The 19861-nt window shown below is 62.9% G+C and carries 24 protein-coding genes and 2 tRNA genes; 7 read left to right on the forward strand and 19 right to left on the reverse strand.

Translation table 11 applies throughout. The features are described 5' to 3' along the window. Positions 1-16: 16 nt before the first annotated feature. The 5 genes from ihfB to aroA all read right to left on the reverse strand — a co-directional run bounded on the left by ihfB (position 17) and on the right by aroA (position 5494). Entirely contained in the window at positions 17-316 is a 300-nt protein-coding gene (gene ihfB / locus AUC70_RS04940; RefSeq protein ID WP_045364259.1) for an integration host factor subunit beta, read from the reverse strand. A gap of 51 nt (positions 317-367) precedes the next feature. Next, positions 368-1330 (reverse strand): signal peptide peptidase SppA, encoded by a 963-nt coding sequence (sppA, locus tag AUC70_RS04945; protein WP_069443834.1) that lies wholly within the window; start codon positions 1328-1330, stop codon positions 368-370. Positions 1331-1440: 110 nt separating this feature from the next. Continuing rightward, positions 1441-3297, reverse strand: coding sequence for a 30S ribosomal protein S1 (rpsA, locus tag AUC70_RS04950; RefSeq protein ID WP_083241270.1), 1857 nt, complete (start codon positions 3295-3297; stop codon positions 1441-1443). A gap of 194 nt (positions 3298-3491) precedes the next feature. Further along, a complete protein-coding gene (cmk, locus tag AUC70_RS04955; RefSeq protein WP_069443835.1) occupies positions 3492-4133 on the reverse strand; it encodes a (d)CMP kinase in 642 nt (213 codons plus the stop codon). After that, on the reverse strand, positions 4130-5494 hold the full coding sequence (gene aroA / locus AUC70_RS04960; RefSeq protein WP_069443836.1) for a 3-phosphoshikimate 1-carboxyvinyltransferase: 1365 nt from the start codon (positions 5492-5494) through the stop codon (positions 4130-4132). Before aroA ends, cmk begins: the two co-directional genes overlap by 4 nt. A gap of 48 nt (positions 5495-5542) precedes the next feature. On the opposite strand from aroA, the gene AUC70_RS04965 reads away from it, so the two are divergent. The 3 genes from AUC70_RS04965 to AUC70_RS04975 all read left to right on the forward strand — a co-directional run bounded on the left by AUC70_RS04965 (position 5543) and on the right by AUC70_RS04975 (position 6912). Beyond that, the gene (locus AUC70_RS04965; protein WP_069443837.1) at positions 5543-5935 is read left to right on the forward strand and encodes a TIGR02300 family protein; all 393 of its coding nucleotides are present in this window, start codon (positions 5543-5545) and stop codon (positions 5933-5935) included. Between the two features lie 162 nt (positions 5936-6097). Further along, positions 6098-6173, forward strand: a tRNA-Ala gene (locus tag AUC70_RS04970). Between the two features lie 121 nt (positions 6174-6294). Beyond that, entirely contained in the window at positions 6295-6912 is a 618-nt protein-coding gene (locus tag AUC70_RS04975; protein WP_069443838.1) for a hypothetical protein, read from the forward strand. Here the strand turns inward: AUC70_RS04975 and AUC70_RS04980 are convergent. The 4 genes from AUC70_RS04980 to AUC70_RS04995 form a co-directional block, all read right to left on the reverse strand. Then, the gene (locus AUC70_RS04980) at positions 6893-7198 is read right to left on the reverse strand and encodes a hypothetical protein (protein WP_141701958.1); all 306 of its coding nucleotides are present in this window, start codon (positions 7196-7198) and stop codon (positions 6893-6895) included. The two genes, AUC70_RS04975 and AUC70_RS04980, sit on opposite strands and share 20 nt — an antisense overlap. A 102-nt stretch (positions 7199-7300) precedes the next feature. Beyond that, positions 7301-7879, reverse strand: a complete 579-nt coding sequence (locus tag AUC70_RS04985; RefSeq protein ID WP_083241271.1) for a TetR/AcrR family transcriptional regulator — start codon at positions 7877-7879, stop codon at positions 7301-7303. A 34-nt stretch (positions 7880-7913) separates the two neighbouring features. After that, positions 7914-8741: a quinoprotein dehydrogenase-associated SoxYZ-like carrier gene (locus tag AUC70_RS04990; protein WP_069443840.1), complete on the reverse strand. Its 828-nt coding sequence runs from the start codon at positions 8739-8741 to the stop codon at positions 7914-7916. A gap of 34 nt (positions 8742-8775) precedes the next feature. Continuing rightward, positions 8776-9714: a quinoprotein relay system zinc metallohydrolase 2 gene (locus tag AUC70_RS04995; protein WP_069443841.1), complete on the reverse strand. Its 939-nt coding sequence runs from the start codon at positions 9712-9714 to the stop codon at positions 8776-8778. A gap of 291 nt (positions 9715-10005) precedes the next feature. Here AUC70_RS04995 and AUC70_RS05000 point away from each other — a divergent pair, with 291 nt between their 5' ends. Beyond that, positions 10006-10419, forward strand: coding sequence for an Hsp20 family protein (locus AUC70_RS05000; RefSeq protein WP_069443842.1), 414 nt, complete (start codon positions 10006-10008; stop codon positions 10417-10419). An 11-nt stretch (positions 10420-10430) separates the two neighbouring features. Next, entirely contained in the window at positions 10431-10706 is a 276-nt protein-coding gene (locus tag AUC70_RS05005; protein WP_083241273.1) for a BQ00720 family protein, read from the forward strand. A 74-nt stretch (positions 10707-10780) separates the two neighbouring features. Here the strand turns inward: AUC70_RS05005 and AUC70_RS05010 are convergent, their stop codons facing one another. From AUC70_RS05010 to AUC70_RS05040, 7 genes are all read right to left on the reverse strand, one after another. Further along, positions 10781-11248 (reverse strand): PTS sugar transporter subunit IIA, encoded by a 468-nt coding sequence (locus tag AUC70_RS05010; RefSeq protein ID WP_069444151.1) that lies wholly within the window; start codon positions 11246-11248, stop codon positions 10781-10783. A gap of 420 nt (positions 11249-11668) precedes the next feature. Continuing rightward, positions 11669-13210 (reverse strand): RNA polymerase factor sigma-54, encoded by a 1542-nt coding sequence (gene rpoN, locus AUC70_RS05015; RefSeq protein ID WP_069443843.1) that lies wholly within the window; start codon positions 13208-13210, stop codon positions 11669-11671. A gap of 26 nt (positions 13211-13236) precedes the next feature. Continuing rightward, positions 13237-14025, reverse strand: coding sequence for an LPS export ABC transporter ATP-binding protein (gene lptB, locus AUC70_RS05020; protein ID WP_425283580.1), 789 nt, complete (start codon positions 14023-14025; stop codon positions 13237-13239). Between the two features lie 484 nt (positions 14026-14509). After that, positions 14510-15271, reverse strand: a complete 762-nt coding sequence (locus tag AUC70_RS05025) for an LptA/OstA family protein (RefSeq protein ID WP_083241274.1) — start codon at positions 15269-15271, stop codon at positions 14510-14512. Beyond that, on the reverse strand, positions 15268-16023 hold the full coding sequence (gene lptC, locus AUC70_RS05030) for an LPS export ABC transporter periplasmic protein LptC (RefSeq protein ID WP_069443845.1): 756 nt from the start codon (positions 16021-16023) through the stop codon (positions 15268-15270). The genes AUC70_RS05025 and lptC overlap by 4 nt, the downstream gene beginning before the upstream one ends. Before the next feature lie 130 nt (positions 16024-16153). Then, positions 16154-16774: a ribonuclease D gene (locus AUC70_RS05035; protein ID WP_069443846.1), complete on the reverse strand. Its 621-nt coding sequence runs from the start codon at positions 16772-16774 to the stop codon at positions 16154-16156. An 82-nt stretch (positions 16775-16856) separates the two neighbouring features. Next, positions 16857-16943 (reverse strand) — tRNA-Leu (locus tag AUC70_RS05040). A gap of 146 nt (positions 16944-17089) precedes the next feature. Between AUC70_RS05040 and AUC70_RS05045 the strand changes: the two genes are divergently transcribed. Continuing rightward, entirely contained in the window at positions 17090-18064 is a 975-nt protein-coding gene (locus AUC70_RS05045; protein ID WP_083241275.1) for a complex I NDUFA9 subunit family protein, read from the forward strand. Positions 18065-18073: 9 nt separating this feature from the next. Here AUC70_RS05045 and AUC70_RS17060 read toward each other — a convergent pair whose 3' ends face one another. The 3 genes from AUC70_RS17060 to AUC70_RS05050 are packed head-to-tail and all read right to left on the reverse strand — an operon-like array spanning position 18074 to position 19019. Continuing rightward, a complete protein-coding gene (locus tag AUC70_RS17060; protein ID WP_158007360.1) occupies positions 18074-18226 on the reverse strand; it encodes a hypothetical protein in 153 nt (50 codons plus the stop codon). Further along, positions 18223-18420 carry a hypothetical protein gene (locus AUC70_RS17500; protein ID WP_206599314.1) on the reverse strand — a complete coding sequence of 66 codons (198 nt, stop codon included), beginning with the start codon at positions 18418-18420 and terminating at the stop codon, positions 18223-18225. The genes AUC70_RS17060 and AUC70_RS17500 overlap by 4 nt, the downstream gene beginning before the upstream one ends. Continuing rightward, positions 18414-19019: an undecaprenyl-diphosphate phosphatase gene (locus AUC70_RS05050; RefSeq protein ID WP_206599315.1), complete on the reverse strand. Its 606-nt coding sequence runs from the start codon at positions 19017-19019 to the stop codon at positions 18414-18416. The genes AUC70_RS17500 and AUC70_RS05050 overlap by 7 nt, the downstream gene beginning before the upstream one ends. Positions 19020-19154: 135 nt before the next feature. On the opposite strand from AUC70_RS05050, the gene AUC70_RS05055 reads away from it, so the two are divergent. After that, positions 19155-19841 carry a glutathione S-transferase family protein gene (locus AUC70_RS05055; RefSeq protein WP_069443847.1) on the forward strand — a complete coding sequence of 229 codons (687 nt, stop codon included), beginning with the start codon at positions 19155-19157 and terminating at the stop codon, positions 19839-19841. Positions 19842-19861: the final 20 nt, after the last annotated feature.

The following is a 19861-nucleotide window of genomic DNA, read 5'->3' on the forward strand; positions in this document are numbered from 1 at the left end:
CCACACGCCGTCAGCGCTATGCGCCACCCTGGTTATCATCCGGGTTGAGGCGCTCGCGCAATTCCTTGCCGGTCTTGAAGAAGGGCACAAACTTGTCCTCCACGAACACCGTGTCGCCCGTCCGCGGGTTACGGCCCTGCCGCGCCGCGCGATGCTTGACGGTGAAGGCGCCGAAGCCGCGCAACTCGACACGATCCCCGCGCGACAGCGCACCGGTGATCTCATCGAGGATGATATTGATAATGCGCTCAACATCACGATGGAATAAATGCGGATTGGCGGCGGCCACCCGCTGAATCAACTCGGATTTTATCATTGGCACGCCCCAAAGGGACCGCAGCCCTGTACCGCCGCGATCCAAGCCCCACTAATTGGACGCAGGGTGCCAAACAGAGACCAGACCGTCAAGTTCAAGGACCGCACCGGCCTCGTCCAACAGGCCCGCAAACTTGCTACCGGACAAGCCGAACATTGCTGCGATGGACTGTGTCGCAAACCCGAGAAAACCCGTGTCCTCGGTCGGGGGCTTCCATTGCCGCACCCGCAAACCCGGCTGAATGCCGCGTTCCGTCGCTAGCCAAGCGCGCGCTGCGAGTTCGTCTCCGATCTGGTCTACCAGCTTGTAGTCGACGGCCTGACGCCCCGAATAGATGCGTCCTTTGGTGAGCCCCGGAATTGTGTCCGGCGTGATTTTGCGGCGCGTCTTCACGAGGCCGACGAACCACTCCATGGCATCGTCGACCATCTCTTCGGTCACCTTGCGGGCTTCTTCCGTCGTCGGCTCAAACGGGCTTGGCACCGCCTTCAGCGTTCCGCTCTTCACGTCCTCGAACTGGATGCCAAGGCTCTTCATCAGCTCGGTCACGTTGGCCCATTGGAAGATGACGCCGACCGAGCCCGTGATCGTGTTGCCGTAGACGAAAATCCGGTCCGAGGCGAGGGCGACGATATAGGCGGCGGATGTCGCCAGAGTCCCGCAGGTCGCGACCACGGGTTTCTTCTTAGAGAGGCGCCGGATGGCGTCGTAGAGCGCTTCACCGCCCGTCGTCGTCCCCCCGGGGCTGTTGACCTCGATGATCACCGCCTTGACCTGGTCGGCCTTACGGACCCTATCGATCAGATTGATCATCTTGCGATCGTTGGTGATCACGCCATCGATTGTGATCCGCGCCACATGGGGCAGGATTCCGCCCGTGCCGCTCGAGTCCGAGTCGCTCATGACGAGCGAGCCCACGAACAGCACGGCAAGCAGCACCGCAGCGATGCGCCAGATGGAAACACGCCGCTTGAGGCGGCGCCGTTCGACTACGCGTTCTGCGTCAAGGCTCATAGGGGGCGACTCGCGCGTTGTAACTCGGGCTCAAATGAACCACGGGCCGCAGTCTAATCGACCGCGGCCCGTGAGACATCGAAAATCAGGCAGCCGTGAGGCGTACCGGACTATTCCTCCGCAGAGGCCTCGTCCGCACTCTCGCTGTCGGCCGCCGCCTTGGCGGCGCGCTTGGTCTTGGCCTTCGGCGCAGCCTTGGCCTTGGGAGCTTCCTCGGCGTCGGCCGCAGCTTCCGCTTCGGCCGGCTCCTCGTCGGCGTCCTTGGCCTTGTTCAAGGCCGCTCCGAGAATGTCGCCGAGCGAAGCGCCTGAGTCGGTCGAACCGTACTGGGCCACCGCTTCCTTCTCTTCGGCGATCTCGAGCGCCTTGATGGAGGCGGAGATCTTGCGCGTCTTCTGATCCACCTGGGTCACGACGGCATCGAACTTCTCGCCCACGCCAAAGCGGTCGGGACGCTGCTCGGAGCGATCGCGGGAAAGATCGGAACGGCGGATGAAGGTCGTGAGGTCATGGTCGAGAAGCTTGGCCTCGATCCCATTGTCCTTAACGGCCGTCACTTCGCAGGTCACGCGGGCACCCTTGCCGAGCTTGTCGGAGGAAGCCGCACCCTCGAACGGGTCGGCCGCAAGCTGCTTGATGCCGAGGCTGATGCGCTCCTTCTCGGAGTCTGCCTCAAGGACAACGGCCTTCACCGTGTCGCCCTTCTTGTAGTCTTTGAGAGCTTCCTCGCCAGACTTGGACCAGTCCAGATCGGACAGGTGGACCATGCCGTCGATACCGCCATCGAGACCGACAAACAGGCCGAACTCGGTGATGTTGCGGATCTGACCTTCAATCTCGGTCCCCGGCTGGTATGCCGCCGCGAACGCGACCCACGGGTTCTCCTGGGTCTGCTTGAGACCGAGCGAAATGCGGCGCTTGTCCGGATCGACTTCCAGAACCTGCACCTCGACCTCCTGGCTCGTGGAGATGATTTTGCCGGGGTGAATGTTCTTCTTGGTCCAGCTCATCTCGGAAACGTGGATCAGACCTTCGACGCCGGGCTCCAGCTCCACGAACGCACCGTAATCGGTAATGTTCGTGACCGTGCCCTTGAAGCGCGCATCGACCGGGTACTTGGCGGCGATGCCTTCCCACGGATCGGCCTCGAGCTGCTTGATGCCGAGGCTGATGCGCTGCGTATCCGGATTGATGCGGATGATCTGCACCTTAACCGTGTCGCCGACATTGACGATCTCGCTCGGGTGGTTGACCCGGCGCCACGCCATATCCGTGACGTGAAGCAGGCCGTCGATACCGCCAAGATCGATAAAGGCACCGTAATCGGTGATGTTCTTGACGACGCCGTCGACCACTTCGCCTTCCTTGAGGCGGGCGACAATCTCGCCACGCTTCTCGGCGCGGCTCTCTTCCAGAACCGAGCGGCGGGATACGACGATATTGCCGCGGCGGCGGTCCATCTTGAGAATCTGGAAGGGCTGCGGCGTATTCATAAGCGGGCCGACATCGCGGATCGGTCGGATGTCGACCTGGCTGCCCGGAAGGAAGGCCACGGCGCCGTCGAGATCGACGGTGAAGCCGCCCTTGACGCGATTGAAGATCACGCCTTCGACCTTCTCGTTGTTCTTGTACTTCTCCTCGAGACGGACCCAGCTCTCTTCGCGGCGGGCCTTCTCGCGGGACAGGACGGCCTCGCCGGCAGCATTCTCGACACGCTCGAGATAGACGTCGACTTCGTCGCCTTCGACAAGCGTGGAGGGCGCGCCAGGGACGCCGAATTCCTTGAGGGGGACGCGGCCTTCGGTCTTAAGGCCCACATCGATGATCGCCACATCTTTCTCGATGCTGACGACAGTTCCTTTGACCACACTGCCTTCCTGGAGCGCTGCGCCGGTCAGAGATTCTTCGAGAAGCGCTGCAAACTCGTCGTGGCTCGGCTGGCTGATGCTGGTCTGCGGTTCGGACATTTGTACTCCTACTCGGCGTTCGTTGGTTGTGGTTTGCCTTGTGCGGCCGAACCCGAGGCTAGATGTTGTAGCAATGCGACGAACGCGCCCCGGACCGCCGCCATCTCCAAATGGCCTGGTCCGCTTCGCCTCGCCGCGCGAAATTCTTTCAAGCTTGCTTCAAGATGACGGGCCAACGCCAAACGGGCACGACCTCAACCGGCCCGCCCTGCGCGGCTCATCGCAGCCTCGATCAAATCGAGAGCTGCCCTGAACGCCGCGTCTATACTCAAATTTGTGGTTTCGAGCAAGACCGCGTCGGAGGCCTGCACGAGCGGGGCGGCGCCACGGGTCGAATCGCGCTCGTCCCTGGCCCTGATATCGGCCAGCACCGCCGCCTCCGTGATGGCGACTCCACGGCCCGTCAATTCCAGAAACCGCCGCATGGCGCGGACTTCGGGGGTCGCGGTGACGAACAACTTCGCGTCCGCATCGGGGCAGATCACCGTGCCGATATCGCGGCCGTCGAGGACCGCGCCGAGTTCCCCTTGGGCGAAATTCCGCTGATAGGCGAGAAGCGCCGTGCGCACGGCCGGATGCCGGGCCACCTGGGAGGCCGCTTCGCCGGCCCCCGCCGTCCGCAATGCGGGATCGTCGAGCGTGGCGATTTCGAGCGTAGAGGCGACCTCGGCCGTGGCCTCCGCGTTATCCAGGGCGATGCCTCGGGCCAGAGCATCCCGGCCCACTGCCCGGTAGAGCAGGCCCGTGTCGAGATGCGGCAGCCCGTAGTGCACGGCGACCCGTTTGGCCAATGTGCCCTTGCCCGACGCGGCCGGCCCATCGATCGCGATTATCATCCGAGGCGCGCTCCCAAACCGGTCATCAATGGCACAAAGGCGGGGAAACTGGTGGCGATCATGGCGATATCGTCCACGGCGACGGGTTCCTCGGCGCCGAGGCCCAGCGTCAGGAAGGCCATGGCGATGCGGTGATCCATCTCCGTCGCCACGGTACCGCCGCCTCGCACGGCGCCCGTGCCCGTGACGATCAGATCGTCGCCTTCGATGCGCGCGGTTACGCCACAAGCCGCGAGCCCGGCGGCGGTAGCGGCCAGGCGGTCGCTTTCCTTCACCTTCAACTCGGCCGAGCCTTCCATCCGGGTCTCGCCCTCGGCGAAGGCCGCGAGCGCGGCCAGGACCGGATATTCGTCGATCATGGACGGCGCCCGCTCAGGGGGTACGCGCACGCCCCTCAGCGCACTAGACCGGATCCTCAGATCGCCCACGGGCTCGCCGGCCGCATCGCGCTGATCGAGCACCGCGATATCGGCCCCCATCTCCTGCAACGTGTCGAAGAAGCCGGTGCGCGTGGGATTGAGAAGAACATTCTCGATCGTGAGATCGGAGCCGGGACAGATGAGGGCGGCCGCGACGAGGAATGCCGCCGAGCTCGGATCGCCCGGCACGATCACATGGGCGCCCCGCAACTCCGCATCGCCGGTGACGGTGACGGCCCGCGAGCCGTCCGCGCGCGTCTCCACGTCGACCTCGGCGCCGAAATAGCGCAGCATACGTTCGGTGTGGTCGCGGGTCGGGAGAGGCTCGATCACGGTGGTGCGTCCCGGCGCATGGAGCCCCGCCAGCAGAATAGCCGACTTCACTTGGGCGGACGGCACCGGCAGTTCATACACGATCGGCAAAAGGTCCTGGGTGCCCACGACCGTGAGCGGCAAGGTCTCCCTGTCGTCCTCCACCAACAGCCCCATCTCCATCAGCGGCTTCAACACGCGGCTCATCGGGCGCCGGCACAAGGACGCATCCCCCGTGAGAGAAACAGGCATCGGATAGCCCGCCAGCACGCCGAGCATCAGCCGGCTGGCCGTACCGGAGTTGCCGAAATCGAGAACGCCATCGGGAGCGCTGAGACCGCCAACGCCCTGCCCCAAAACCTCGAAGACGTCTCCATCTCGGACGACCGAGGCGCCGAGCGCCTCGACGGCCCGCGCCGTCGCCAGAACATCATCGGCCTCGAGCAATCCCTCGATGCGCGTTCGTCCCGTGGCTAGACCGGCCAGGATGAGCGCGCGGTGCGAGATCGACTTGTCGCCGGGAACTTTCACACGGCCGGAAATAGCTGCGGATCGGCGAGCGGTTAGAGGCTGCGGCATGGAGATCAGATTGCTGTTTGAGGATGTTTGATAGCTTTTGACACTACGCATGAGGCGTGGCAATGGGGAGTCACGCTTAGACTATGTTTGAGGAGAGTCATGTCGAAACCCGCACGGGGAACCAAGCGCGTGTGCGCGAGCTGTGACGCGCGGTTTTACGATCTGGGTCGTTCGCCGATTGTCTGCCCCGTCTGCCAAGCCGTGTACCACGTCGCGACGCCGACGCGGCGCGGTGCAGCTGCGCAGCCGGCCGCCAAGCCTGAGGTTGAGGAAGAAGAGGACAAGCCCGTCTTGGGCGGCGCCGAGGTTATCAGCCTGGACGAGGCGGAGGAGGCCGAGGAAGCGGCAGCCGACGACGAGGAAATCGCCGATATCGGAGATGACGATGAAGACATCCCCGACAGCGACGACGAGGATACGTTCCTGGAGGACGACGAAGAGGAAGACGACGTCACCGACATCGTCAAGAACGAACGGGAAGACGAAAGCTAGGACATTGCCGGAGGCGCACGCCCCCGGGAAACCCGTCCTGCTCCAATGGATCCGTCGCGCCGAGTCGCATTTCGCTTGAACGAACGGGCCGCTCAGCCTAAACGATGCGGTCTGGAATCGACGGCGCTGCTCGGCAGCCCGGATTCACAACAATTCCTTTAAGGGGCCATAGCTCAGTTGGGAGAGCGCGTGAATGGCATTCACGAGGTCGTCGGTTCGATCCCGTCTGGCTCCACCAATTTCCACAACGTCGATTGCCGGTTCTAGCTTGCTCGAGTTACTGACGCTCTAGGTGACCGCCGACACGCCTGCGCCGCGAGGGTTGGACCTCGGGTCGAAACAGGCTACCCCAGTCTTCCATGACCGAATGGGCACACAGCGTCCGCAACGGCATCGTCAGTGGCGAGCGCACGTATCGGCTCGCGCAGGACGCCCTTTGCTGGACGGAGACCGGCAGGTCCGACGGACGCCTGGCCTATGCGGACGCCCGTGCGATGCAGCTGATCTCCTATGCCTCACCGATCGGCAGAGCCCTGCAGTGCAAGGTGACAAGCACGGCCGGGGACAAAGTGCTGCTGCGATCGGCGCATTACCTCAGCCTCGGCGCGTTCGAAGATCGAACGGACAGCTACGGGCCTCTCGTACGCGAACTCGCCAAGCGAATACACAAGGCCAACCCCGGCGCAGCATTCGTCGCCGGGAGCACGGGGCTCTGGATTGTATGGCTGGTCGTCGGCCTGCTCTGGTTTGGCGCAATCGCGCTTCTGGCCGCCGCGCTGTTCGAGACGGTGTTTGACGCACCGTTGTTGGGCAGCTTCGCGGTGGCGCTCGGGGTCTGCGCCCTCTGTCTACCGCTGATCTGGCGCGAGGTCCGAAGTGGCGGAAGCAAGCGCTTTGATCCGCTTGCACCCCCTGACAGGCTTCTCGGTAGCGCCGCCGCTCAATCAGGAGAGAGACTTAGCAGTTCTGATCGATGAGTTGCTGAGACAGCGACTTGATCGTGGCGTCTTCGGCAAGCGCCAGCGACTTTTTGGCATCGGCACAGTTCTGGGCCGCGTCGGTGTTGTTCGCCGCCCGAAGGCCGTAGAACATGCCGGTCACCGAATTCTCGACCGCCGCGTTGTCGATCAAACGCGTACAGGCCGAGACGACCGCGCCGCTGTCGTTACTCTGCGTGCAGGTGGCGAAATCGGCCTCGAGCCCGTCATAGGCGACCGCCTGCACGGACACGAGAAGCACAGCTACAGGCAGAAATCTGAACACGACCATCGCAGTCTCCAATTTCCCTCAAGGATAGATGCGCTGGATCGTAGCCGCCTTTTGCGACGCAATCGATACTCAATCGACGGACTGGTTGTGGCGCGCCTAGACCGGGCTGGTCTCGGAAAGGCTTTCGAGCGCCTGTCCGAATGTCGGTTGGATGCGCGCGCTGTCCTTCAGCGCCCATGCGACGAGGCTGGCGCCTTCGAGGACACTCAGGAGCATCGTCGCCGTCTGGCGCACGTCGAGATCGGCACGGAACTCGCCGTCGGCAATCCCATCCCGGACGACGCCGGAGAGCCAGTCGAGGTGAAGTTCGAAGAAGGTCGACACCTGTGCGCGCATCGACTGCGGCAGGGCCGCGGTCTCGGCCGACAGCGCCGCGCAGAGCGGCATCAAACCGTCCCGCAGGCTGTCGATGAAGAACCCGCTATAGACAGCAAGACGGGCCTCGGCCGACCTCTCCTCCTCGAGGACCTTCGCAAGTGCCCGCTTGAACTCGGCGAGATAGCCGTCGATCAGGGCGACGCCCAGAACCTCTTTCGTCGGAAAGTGGTGATGGACGCTCGCCTTGCGAATGCCAACCCGTTCGGCCAAATCCGCGTAACTGAACGCCGCATAGCCGCGGGTTCGGGTGAGCGTCTCTGCCTCCTTCAACAGGAGATCTCGTGTTCCAATCGACATTTGCCGCACCTCGACAGCGATACCCGTTCTCGGCCTAGGACCCGCCCTGGGGTTTACTCGTCCCGCTGAATTTCTCGCCGTCCGTATCCACCACCGACACGTCGAGCTCGTTGTGGTCGCCCTTCGCGAAGGTGAAGCGGAAGTTCGGATTGGTCGAAACGGAGAACGTGCTGTCCAGCTTGAACACCAGCTCGCCATCCCGCTCGACAGTCACCTCTTTGACGTAGCGGGCGGGAATGAACTTGGCGGTGTTGATGTCGAGCTGCATGCCGTTGTGGTTCGGATGCTTGATCATGACCTGGCCCTGCCAGATCGGATTGCTGCTGAGAGCCGGAGCGAACGTCCGAACGATCGTCTTGCCCATTCCGGCCGTGTCCGCATCCGGGTCCTTGGCCTGCATGGCGGCGCATCCTCCTGCGGCGGACAAAAACTTCGTCGCCATGTGGAGGCTGCCGTCTTCAAGCTCGAGCACGGCCCGGGCATGGGAGAAGTTGTCGACACGGACACGCGTGGCGAAGCTGCGCTCGCCGCCGGAACCGGCCGCCGGACCGAACGTAAGAGTCGCGACCTTCGGATCCGGGTTCTTGTCGATGAAGATCGAGAGAGATTTGACCTTGTCTTTCACGTGAGGCGGGATCCGCACCGTGATCGGCACGATGGCGGCGTCCTCAATCTTCTGAGGCGTTTCGAGAACGACTGCACCGTCCTCCTCCGTGATCGGACGGTCGCCAAAGGCCTGCTCGCGCAGGATCGGCCACACGTCTTCATCGGCATGCGCCGGCACCATCGCTAGAGCGCCGATACTGGCTGCGAGCACGGCGCCGCAGAGCGTCCGGCTGAGCGTGTTGAAAGCGTATGTCATGGCCTTGGAGTTCCTCTTCTCACGTCGTTCTCAGCTATTCCCATTCGAGTTCAGCATAGGCGGCAGTGACGTTGCGCACATGATACTGGTCAAACAGCTTCCAGGCATCCTTTTCAGTGAAGCCGGCCGACTTCGTCGCCTGCTCCAACGTCTTGCCTTCGGCGATTTGGCGCCGCACGTCGTCCGCAATGGTGGATAGGTATTCCTGTTCCGGAACCAGCGCTTGCGGCAGTTCCATCGTCTTCGGCCCGTGGCCGGGAACCACGCGGGCCGCCTTCCGTTTCCCCATCTCGTCGAGCACCGCGAGCCAGCCCGTGATCGACCCGTCGATGGTCGGGACGTGCACGGAAAACAGCAGATCCCCGAGAAAGAGCGTATTCGTCTTCAGGTCCGTCACGATCATATCGTTGTCGGTGTGGGCCGTGGGCTGCGGCTCCAGCAGCAATTCCCGGTCGCCGAGGTCCAGCTTGGTCGGCTCCTTGATCCCGAGCGTCGGCAGAATGATCTCGCTGCCGGCGAAGCCATCGGCGCCGATCATCTGTTCGTTGGCGACGAGATAGCTGTCTTTGCGCGTCCCGAGCGCCCGCGCGAGTTTGTAGTGACCGACGAATTCGGGATTGTCCTGTTTGAAAGCCGCATTCCCAAAGACATGGTCGGGATGCATATGCGTGTTGATCACGTATTTTATGGGCTTATCGGTGACGGACCGAATGGCGTCGCGCAGGTCGGCGCCGAGCTTCGCGCTCCCTGACGTATCGATGACGGCGACGGCCTCGGATCCGACGACGAAACTCGCATTGGCGATGTCCCCGCCATTGGCGGCGGACTGAACCTCGTAGCGTCCCTGATGCACGAAGACGCCGGGCGCAACTTCGCTCACATCGCTGGTGGACGCATGCGCGGGCCCGTAGCGCAGGAGCGGCGTGGAGGCCATCGCCAGGCCTGCCAGGATCACATTCCGGCGCGAGAGCACATGGACCCCGCAGCCGCAGCTGTGTGGAACCCTGCTCCCTGTGGGGTGACTGTGAGGGTCGTTCGACATCTGAGCAGCATTCTACCTATCACTAGGTAGGTGCGTCAAGTTGTCTTGCATCCCGGCTGCGCAGGTCACAAAAAAGTGGCGGCTCCCACCCATAGGAGCGCCGCGCAGACCGGCGGGCCTTACTTGATTTCGGCCGCCGGACACCCATATCGGGGTTGCTTTCTTGGTGATTTCCGGCCCGTCGGACGGCGGCGGAAGAAGAGGCCCCTTGCCGGATACTGGATGACACGTCTCGACGGCAGTCTATGGATCAGCGTCGGCACCGCCCAGAAGAGCCTCGCGACGAAGCTGGCCGAAGGCGGCTATCCGCCCTACAACGTTGAAATCCTTCCTGCGGAGGCACAGCGCCCCGAGCGATTGCGGATTACTCTGGCCGTGGCCGGCTTCTCCCGGGAAGAGCTGGACGTGCGCATCGCAGACGGAGCACTTCATATCCGCGGTGAAAAACCGGAAGAAGACAGCAGGGACTATTTGCACCGCGGCCTCGCCAGCCGCCGCTTCAAGAGGACATTTGCGCTTGTCAACGGCGTCGAAGTGCGTAAAGCGGAGTTAGACAACGGGCTCCTGGCCATCGAGCTCGAGAGGCTTCCGCAGGAGACGCGCGCCTTCAAGGTCGGGATCAAGTCCGCTGGCTGAGATGTTTGGAAATGAGTTTGATGAATAAGCACCAAGACGACGAGTCCGAGATCGCGATGAGCCCCAAGGAGCTTGCTCTGCTTGGAGAAGGCGAAGTCGCGTATATCAAACAGGTCGATTTCGACGATGCGGAGCGGCTCTTTCCGGCCCTCGACGATACGCCGGAAGGGATCGATCTGTTCGCCGTGCTGGGCGCCGACGGCACGCCAATCGCGTTGACCGATAGCCGCAACGCCGCGATCGCTAATGCGATCGAGAACGACCTCGTTCCCTTGAGCGTCCACTAATCACTAGTTCTGAAAACGTACTCGCAGCGCTCGCTGGAAGCGCGCGAAGCGCCGCCCTTCGAAGGCGAAGACCGCTACGCGGCGTGTGAGGCCGTGTCGTCCTGCGTGAGCACGGCGTAGAGCGCCTCGGCGTCGGCACTGGACTTCAGCTTCTTCACCGACGGGCGATCTCGCAACAAGCGCGAGATGCGCGCCAGGGCCTTCAGATGGTCCGCGCCGGCGCCCTCCGGCGCCAAGAGCAGCACAACAATCGTCACCGGCTCGGCGTCGGCCGCATCGAAGTCGATCGGCTCCGCCAGCCGCGCGAACACCCCGACGATCCTGTTCAGGCCCGGCATTTTGCCATGGGGGATTGCGACGCCCTGACCAAGCCCCGTGGATCCGAGCCGCTCCCGCTGCAACAGCACGTCGAAGATATCCCGCTCTTGGAGACCGCATATCTCCGAGGCGCGCGCCGAAAGCGTGGCCAAGAGCTGCTTCTTGTCCGCCGCGTTGAGGGACGGCAGGACGGCTTCGGGCGCAATGTAATCAGCTAGGGTCATTTCGAGTACCTGTGTGCCTCCCATCCGGCACGGTCCACATGGACCAACAAACACTTTTCGTTACGCGTGTGTTCCAACCAGCATGCGCGTGCCGGTCATTTCTGCCTCGCACGCGTAGCCCGGGGCCCGAGACCGCCGGAAAACTCTATAGAACGCAAATTTGGACGAAAACGCGGAACGCTTTTGACGTGTTCTAGAAGTCTATCTGGTATCTGGCTGCGTTGTTTTTCCCGTAGGCAACCCGCTCACGTCTTGCGGCTGCGTACCTCCCGGCACGAACTCCACAAGAAACGAGGCCAGCATCGGGATCTCTACGTCCCGGCCCAAACAACATTGACCTCTGTAGCGGAGGCCGGAAGCTAGCTCTGTGCTTGGAGGGTGTCAAATCCAAACCTCCACAAATGTCGAAAAGCCCGGCAGCTAAGCGCTTACCGTCAGCGCCATGCGCTTCTGCCGGCGCCGCTGGACCGAGGATGGGATACCCAACGCCTCGCGGTATTTTGCGACGGTCCGGCGCGCGATATCGATGCCATCCACCTTGAGGCGCTCGACAATCTTGTCGTCGGATAGGACGTCTTCCGCAGGCTCCCCGTCGATCATTTCACGAATCCGGTGCCGCACGGCTTCCGAGGAGTGGAAATCGCCCTCACCCGTGGCGGCAATCGCGGACGTGAAGAAGTATTTCAGCTCGAATAGGCCACGATTCGTCGCCATGTATTTGTTGGCCGTCACGCGGCTCACGGTCGATTCGTGCATCGAAATCGCATCGGCGACGGTCTTGAGATTGAGCGGCCGCAAATGCCGGACGCCGTAGGTGAAGAACGCGTCCTGCTGGCGCACGATTTCCTGCGACACTTTCAGGATCGTGCGCGCGCGCTGATCGAGACTCTTCACCAGCCAGTTCGCCGTCTGCAGACAATCGACAAGGTAGCTCTTGTCGTCCTTGGCGAGCGGCGACTTGCTGACCCTCGCATAATAGGTCTGGTTGACGAGAACGCGGGGCAGCGTGTCCGAATTGAGCTCCACGTGATAACTGCCGTCCGGCAGTGTCCGCAGCAGCACGTCCGGCACGATGGGCTGTGCGGGAGTCACGCCGAATTCCAGTCCAGGCTTTGGATTGAGCCGTCTCACCTCGGCGATCATGTCCACCAGATCCTCGTCGCTAACGCTTGTTGCGCGTTTCAAGGCGACGAGATCGTGGGCCGCGAGCAGGTGCAGATTGTCTATCAGCGCGGCCATGGCCGGATCGCATCGGTCCTGCTCTTTCAGCTGAAGTGACAGACACTCGCGCAGATCGCGCGCGAAGACACCGCACGGATCGAAGTCCTGCATCTGCCGCAACGTGTCTTCGACCAGGTCGAGTGGCGCCCCCAGCTGGCTGGCGAGCAAATCCAACTCGCCGCGCAGATAGCCGGATTCATCCGTCAGATCGATGATGTGCTGGCCGATCATGCGTTGCGCGGGATCGGCGAAGGCCAGCGCAAGCTGCTCCGATAGATGGAGCCGCAACGTCTTTTCCTCCGCCACATAGGCTTCGAGGTCGGCGCCATCTTCGGATACGCCCGGGCCGGACTGCGTCAAGCCGCTCCAGCCGCTGTCCATCACGGCGCCCGGAACAAAATCTTCCGAGTCGGGAAACATGTCGCGAGGATCGGCGTCCAGATCCTCCGTACGGTTGTTATCGCCGCCGGATTCGAGATCGACCCAATTATCGGAGTCGCGCGCATCCGTCGCGCTCTCGTTCTTCTCATCCGACCCTTCAGGGGCATTATCATCCGTTGTCGGACTAGCAGGACCGTCGCCGTCGCTGCGCTCGAGCAATGGATTGCGCTCGAGCTCCCCCTCCACAAACGCGCTCAGCTCCATGTTCGACAGCTGCAGGAGTTTGATGGCCTGCTGCAACTGAGGCGTCATGACCAGACTCTGGGTCTGGCGCATTTCGAGCTTTGCGTTGATCGCCATCTACGAAGTCACTCGCGATCACATAGTCAGATTTTGAAATCGTCGCCCAGATAGACGCGTCTGACGTCTTCATTGTTGACGATCTCGTGGGTGGTTCCGTGGGTCAAAACTGTCCCGTCATGAATAATATAGGCCCGGCCCACGAGGTCGAGCGTCTCGCGAACATTGTGATCGGTGATCAGGACGCCGATGCCGCGCTGGGTGAGGTGCCGTACGAGCGCACGAATGTCGTTGACCGCGATCGGATCGATGCCGGCGAAAGGCTCGTCGAGCAGCATGTAGGACGGACGCGTGGCAAGGGCACGCGCGATCTCGACACGGCGCCGCTCGCCACCGGACAGGCGCATGGACGGCGAGGTTCGCAGCCGCGTGATCCGGAATTCCTCAAGCAAGGCATCCAACTGTTCCCGGCGCGCCTTTTTGTTCGGCTCCACCGTTTCCAAGACCGCCAGGATGTTCTCCTCGACCGTCAGACCGCGAAAGATGGATGCTTCCTGCGGCAAATAACCGATCCCGAGCCGGGCGCGGCGGTACATCGGCAGGCGCGTGACGTCCTGCCCATCGATCTTGATCGAGCCCTCGTCCGCCGGAATGAGCCCGGTAATCATGTAGAACGTCGTCGTCTTACCCGCACCGTTGGGGCCGAGCAGCCCCACGGCCTCGCCGCGCTGGACATCGAGGCTGACACCGCGGACGACCGTGCGCTTCTTGAAGCTCTTGACGATCGAACGGATGGTCAGCCAGCCCTCGCCTGGCTCATGCAGTCCTTGCGCTCCTGCCTGGGCCTGTTCCGCATGCGGCGGTGGCGGCGGCACAGTGCCCGGGCGGGACCGGCGGAATCCTATGAGGCTGCGGCGCCGGCTGCGCGACCGGCTGCCGCTGGGGCACGGGCTGCCCCTGAGGCGCCGGCATGGCCGGGCGCGGCGCTTGGCTTGGATGGGCGGTTTGACCCGGATGGATACGCTGGTCGGGTTGCGTCGGGGCGCTCGGGTGCCCCTGGTCGCGACGTGGCACGTGCGCAGGCTGCGCCCCAGCGGACGCACCTTGCGGAGCGGAAACTGCTCCTTGTCCCGGTATCGAGACCACCTTGCCCACTGCTCGTGTCACCCTTCGGTTGAAACGCACCGCCGTTAATATCGGTTAAAGTGTACGCAGAATACCTGCAGAAATCCCTGACATTCCAATTCTGCGACAATCACGGCCACAGCGGGGCGCGGCACACGGACGCGCGCAAAGAGCGCATGTGCGACGTGGTGGCGCGCCGCGACGACGCCGGCCGGCCGGGGAAACATCCCAGGGTCAGGGCTGCGCGGCCTCTTTCGCTTTCTTCTTCTTCTCCTTGCCGGGCTTTTTCTTCTCTTCCTTCGGGAGGAGCAAAGCGCGGATTCGGCGGCTGCCGTCCTGTGTCGTGCCGGTGTTCTCGAACCGGCTCTCGCCCGTGGCCAGGTCGATATTGAGCCGGTCTCCCTTTAGCACGTTCTGCCCTTGGGATAGTACCACATTGCCGCCGACCAGAGCCTTCTGCCCGGCCACGTCGTAGATGGCCCAATCGCTGGTCGTCGTCTGATCTTCGTCACTGTTGATGACCACGTTGCCGCTCACGGTGACCTTCTGGGTGGGAACGTCATAGACGAGGTGATCGCAGGTCGTCGTCTGATTGTCCTCGCCGCTGATCACCACGCTGCCGCGCGCCTCGATCTTCTCGATCTGGCCGTCGGGGCCAGAGTCGCCAGCGGCCGGGGGCTGCGCTTCAGCCGCGGCCTGCTGCTGATCGGGTTGTCCCGTGAGCTCGTTCGCCCCGCCGACATAGTGCACGTCGAGTTGCGCCGCCCGCAGGGTCGAGGAGCCCTGGCTGGCCCGGACATTGCCCTTGAACACGGCCAGCTTCTTCTCGTCGTAGACGGTGAGCGTGTCGGACAAGATGTCGATGGGCTTGTCGGAATTCTTGGACAGGCCCTTGAAGGCACTCTTGACCTCCTCGGCGACAGCCGGGCTTGGCGAGAACGCTCCCAGCAAGACCACAGCGGCTACCGGGATCCAAGAGACGGGCGCCAGTCTCATTGCGCCGGCCCCGTCTGTGTCTCGGCCGGGGCGGGCGCAGGTGTGCCGGAGGCGGCCGGTTGGGGTGCCGGCGCTGCGGCCTTGCCCTTCCGAGGCTTCAGATGAACGGCCACCTTCCCGCGAAAGACGATCTCGTTCTTGTCCGAATACAGGGTCATGGCGTTCGCCCGGACGGTTCCGGACGGCAGGTCGAGTTTGACCGGGTTATGCGACCGAAGAATCTGGTTCTTCATGTCGATCGTGGCGTAGGAGAGTTCGCCGGTCAGACCCGCACTCGTGGCGAGCGTGATCCGATCCTTGAGAATGAGCCGCTCCTTCTTCGAATCGAACTTGCCCCGCACAGCGCGCATACGCGACCAGCTTGCGTTGGCCTTGTTGGTCACGTCGGCCTCGATCTTGTTCAATGCGACGAGGTTGGGGTTCGTGACGTCCTGATCCGCGTAATCGGCCCTGATGACGTAGTCCCCATTCTTCTTGTCGGTCCCTCGCATGGTTGGATTGAGCATCCGCAAGGCGCCGTCAGTCACCTGGAGACCGTCGATGCTCGCGGTGATGCCGCCGACATGGACGTTCATACGCGTCGAGAAGAAGTAGGCGCCCAGCACGAGAATGGCGAGAACGGGCAGCGCCTTTCGCAGGACACCAACCACCATGCTGTGACGCTTGGCATTGCGCATCGCCCGGGCGCGCTCTTCAGGCGTCCGTATCCGGTGGCGCGACCGTGCGCCCGCGATATTCGCCTCATATGCCATTACATTCGCCAACTTCCGCGCTCCTGGCTCCACGTACGATTGGACAGGCCGGAACCGTTAGGTAGCTAGCCGCAGGACTTTGATCAGATTGCGACCGGGGCCCTTGATTTCCTGCGGTTTTTCGCGGGCCTCAATGGGCGAAGATATCCATTTCGGACCAGCCTTTGAGGTCCAATTCGGCGCGGACCGGCAGAAACGCGAAACAGGCGCGCGCGAGATGAGCGCGGCCTTCGCGATCGAGCATCGCATCCAGCCGCTCCTTCAGAGCATGCAGATACAGTACGTCGCTGGCCGCATAGCTGAGCTGTTCGGGGCTCAATGTCTCCGCGCCCCAGTCGGAGGACTGCTGCTGCTTGGACAGCTCGACGCCCAGGAGCTCGCGGCACAAATCCTTCAGGCCATGCCGGTCGGTATAGGTCCGAGCCAGTTTCGAGGCGATCTTGGTGCAGTAGATCGGTGCCGTGTCGACCCCCAGATACTGCTTCAGCACGGCCACATCGAAACGCGCGTAGTGGAAGATCTTGAGAACGCTCTCGTCGGCCAGCAGGCGCTTCAACTCGGGCGCATCGTCACCCGGTGAAATCTGCACCAGGACCGCCCGTCCGTCACCGTCGGAGAGTTGCACCAAGCAGAGCCGGTCGCGCTGAGGATTGAGGCCGAGCGTCTCGGTATCGACCGCGATCGCCTTGGCCTTGAAGCGGCCCGGCGGCAAGTCACCCTTGAAGAGTTCAACGGTCGAGGACTGGCTCAATTGCGCCTTTCCGGAAGGACCTCGTCAGACCCTTCTTGCCGACTGAGACGCTCGCCGTACCATTGCACGGCGAGACGAGAGATGGTGCCCAGGAGAAGACTCGAACTTCCACGCCCATACGGGCACTAGCACCTGAAGCTAGCGCGTCTACCAATTCCGCCACCTGGGCTTGAACGCGTTCAGGTACGATTGGCGCTGCGCAATGTCAATTCTTTCGAGAGCGGGAATTGAGACGAAGAACCGCCTTCAAGGCGGCCTGTGTTCGTGGCATGTTGCATCTGCGAAATTCAGCGCCGTGAAAGATGAGGCACTGCCGTGGGCGTCACACTGAACAATCGAGCATTGGTAACCGTTTATGGCGGCTCCGGATTTCTGGGACGCCACCTGGTGAGGGCCATCGCCCGCACCGGCGCGCGCGCCCGGGTCCCCTGCCGCCGGCCTGATCTTGCCGGCCATTTGCAGCCGCTCGGCGGCGTCGGCCAGATCGTGCCGGTTCAGGCGAATGTGCGGTTCCCCGACTCGCTCGTGACCGCGGCCGAGGATGCGGACGCGGTCGTGAACCTCGTCGGAATCCTGTTCGCTTCCGGCAAGCAGACCTTCAAGACGGTGCAGGACGAAGGCGCCCGCAACGTCGCCGAGGCAGCCAAAGCGGCCGGCGTCGGCACCTTCGTGCATGTCTCGGCCATCGGCGCCGACGCGGGCTCGCCGTCGGTCTATGCGCAGAGCAAGGCGGCCGGCGAAGCGGCCGTTCGCGACGTCTACCCCGATGCCACGATCGTTCGTCCATCCGTGGTGTTCGGCCCCGAGGACGAGTTCTTCAACCGGTTCGGCGCGATGGCGCAGCTATTCCCGGCTCTGCCCCTGATCGGCGGCGGTCACACCAAGTTCCAACCGGTATTCGTCGGCGACGTGGCCCAGACTCTCGTCGCGGCGATCGAAGGCCGGACCAAGACGGATGCGCCGTACGAACTCGGCGGACCCGAGGTTCTGACCATGAAAGAGGTGATGGAGCGCGTGCTCGCCTACACGATGCGCTCGCGCCCGCTGATCTCGCTGCCGTTCTGGCTCGCAAAGCTGCAGGGCGCCTTCCTGCAATGGCTACCCAACCCGCCGCTGACCATCGACCAGGTCCGGCTTCTCGAAACCGACAATGTCGTCAGCGAGGGCGCGGTCAAGGACGGGCGCACGCTGCAGGGGCTCGGCATCGAGCCGGTGCAGATCGCCAGCGTCGTCCCGGACTATCTGGAGCAGTTCCGCCCGCGCGGGCAGTTTTCGGTCTACAAGGCCTGAGCCGACGCCCTACTGCGGCACGGCCAACTTCGGCACGCCTTTGCAGACGTGGGGACCTGCGGGCACCGTGAGCCAATCGGGCTCCGTACGCGCGAGCCCGAACCGTTGCAGCTTGTGCCAGAACGCATCCGCCGTGATGAACCTCAGGCGTCCTATCCTCACATGTAGATCATGAACAGCAGGAAGCCGCCCAGGACCATGCGGTAGAGCACGAAAGGCAGGAAGCTGATACGGCGGACGAGCGCCATCAGGAAGGCGATGGCCGCAAGACCGGCGAAGAAGGTGAGGATCGCGCAATAGACCGAATCCATGGTGATCGTGGCGCCGGCCGCCAGCGCCTCGCCCACGGTCAGCACGCCGCGCCCGCGATCGCGGGAATGCCTAAGAGAAACGAGAACCGAGCCGCATCGGGGCGGGTATAGTTCAAGAAGCGTGCGGCGGTCATAGTCACGCCGGAACGGCTTGTGCCTGGAATGAGGGCCAGCGCCTGCGCCACGCCGATAATCATCGCGCTCTTGAGCGTCATGTTCTCGATGGTCTTCTCCTGCCGGCCCATCATGTCGGCGATCAGCATGAGAATGCCGTAGATCACGGTGTTCCAGGCGACGATCGTGACACTGCGTTCCAGATCGCCGAAGCCGAATTTTTTCAGGAACAGGCCGAAAGCGACCGCGGGGATCGTCGCCAGCAGAATGTAGATCGCCAGCTTTCCGTCCTGCGTGACCTTGCCCCGGAAGAGATCCAGGGCGCCGACGATCAGCTTCCAGACATCGCGCCAGAAATAGATCAGAATCGCGAACAGGGTGCCCACATGCACCATGACGTCGACGAACTGGCCTTGGTCGGGCCAGTGAAAAAGGTAAGGGACGAGGACCAGATGGCCCGAGGAGGAAATGGGCAGGAACTCCGTGATTCCCTGAACCACCGCGATGACGATGATCTGCTCTATGGTCATGGTCCCAATCCCCAGACGCGGCGTGCCCGTGCCGCTTGTTCGCCTTGGCCGCAGGTTCTATACGAGGCTCATGCGTTTGGCGCGATTCATTTTCCGCCCGATTACCTTCCGAACGAATAGCGATCGAAGCCCCTCATGGCGAATCTTCTTCACCATCCGCTATGCGCCTTCTCCCGGTCAATTCGTCTCGCCTTTGCCGAGTGTAGAGTCGAGTACGAGCTGAACGAAGAGAGGCCGTGGGAGTGGAGACCCGAGTTTCTGGCTCTCAACCCAGCGGGAACATTGCCGGTCTTCATCCCCGACGGTGGGGCGCCGATCGCGGGCGCCTATGCCATCTCCGAATGGCTTTCCGACACGATGGGCGAGCGCGCGGCGACCGCTTTTGAGCCCTTCCCGGGAAATGCGGCGGCCCGTGCCGAGACGCGCCGCCTCGTGGAGTGGTTCCATCAAAAGTTCTACGAGGAAGTCACCGACTACCTCGTGGTGGAGAAAGTCTTCCGGCGCTTCGGCCCCCAAAGCTCTTCGCCCGATATGGCGGCAATGCGGGCCGGGCACGACAATTTGCGCTATCATATGACCTATATCGGCCATTTGACGGAAACGCGCAGCTGGCTCGCAGGCGACGCAATGAGCTTTGCGGACTTGGCAGCAGCGGCGCATCTGTCGGCCCTGGACTATCTCGGCGAGGTGCCGTGGGAAGAGTTCGAACCTGCCAAAAACTGGTATGCGCTGGTGAAATCCCGGCCCTCCTTCCGTCCGCTGCTGCAGGACCGGATCGCCGGGTTCGTTCCGGCGGGAACCTATGCCGATCTCGACTTCTGAACTGGGAGCGCGCCGCCGGG

The organism is Methyloceanibacter stevinii (genome assembly GCF_001723355.1).
Classification (GTDB): Bacteria; Pseudomonadota; Alphaproteobacteria; order Rhizobiales; family Methyloligellaceae; genus Methyloceanibacter; species Methyloceanibacter stevinii.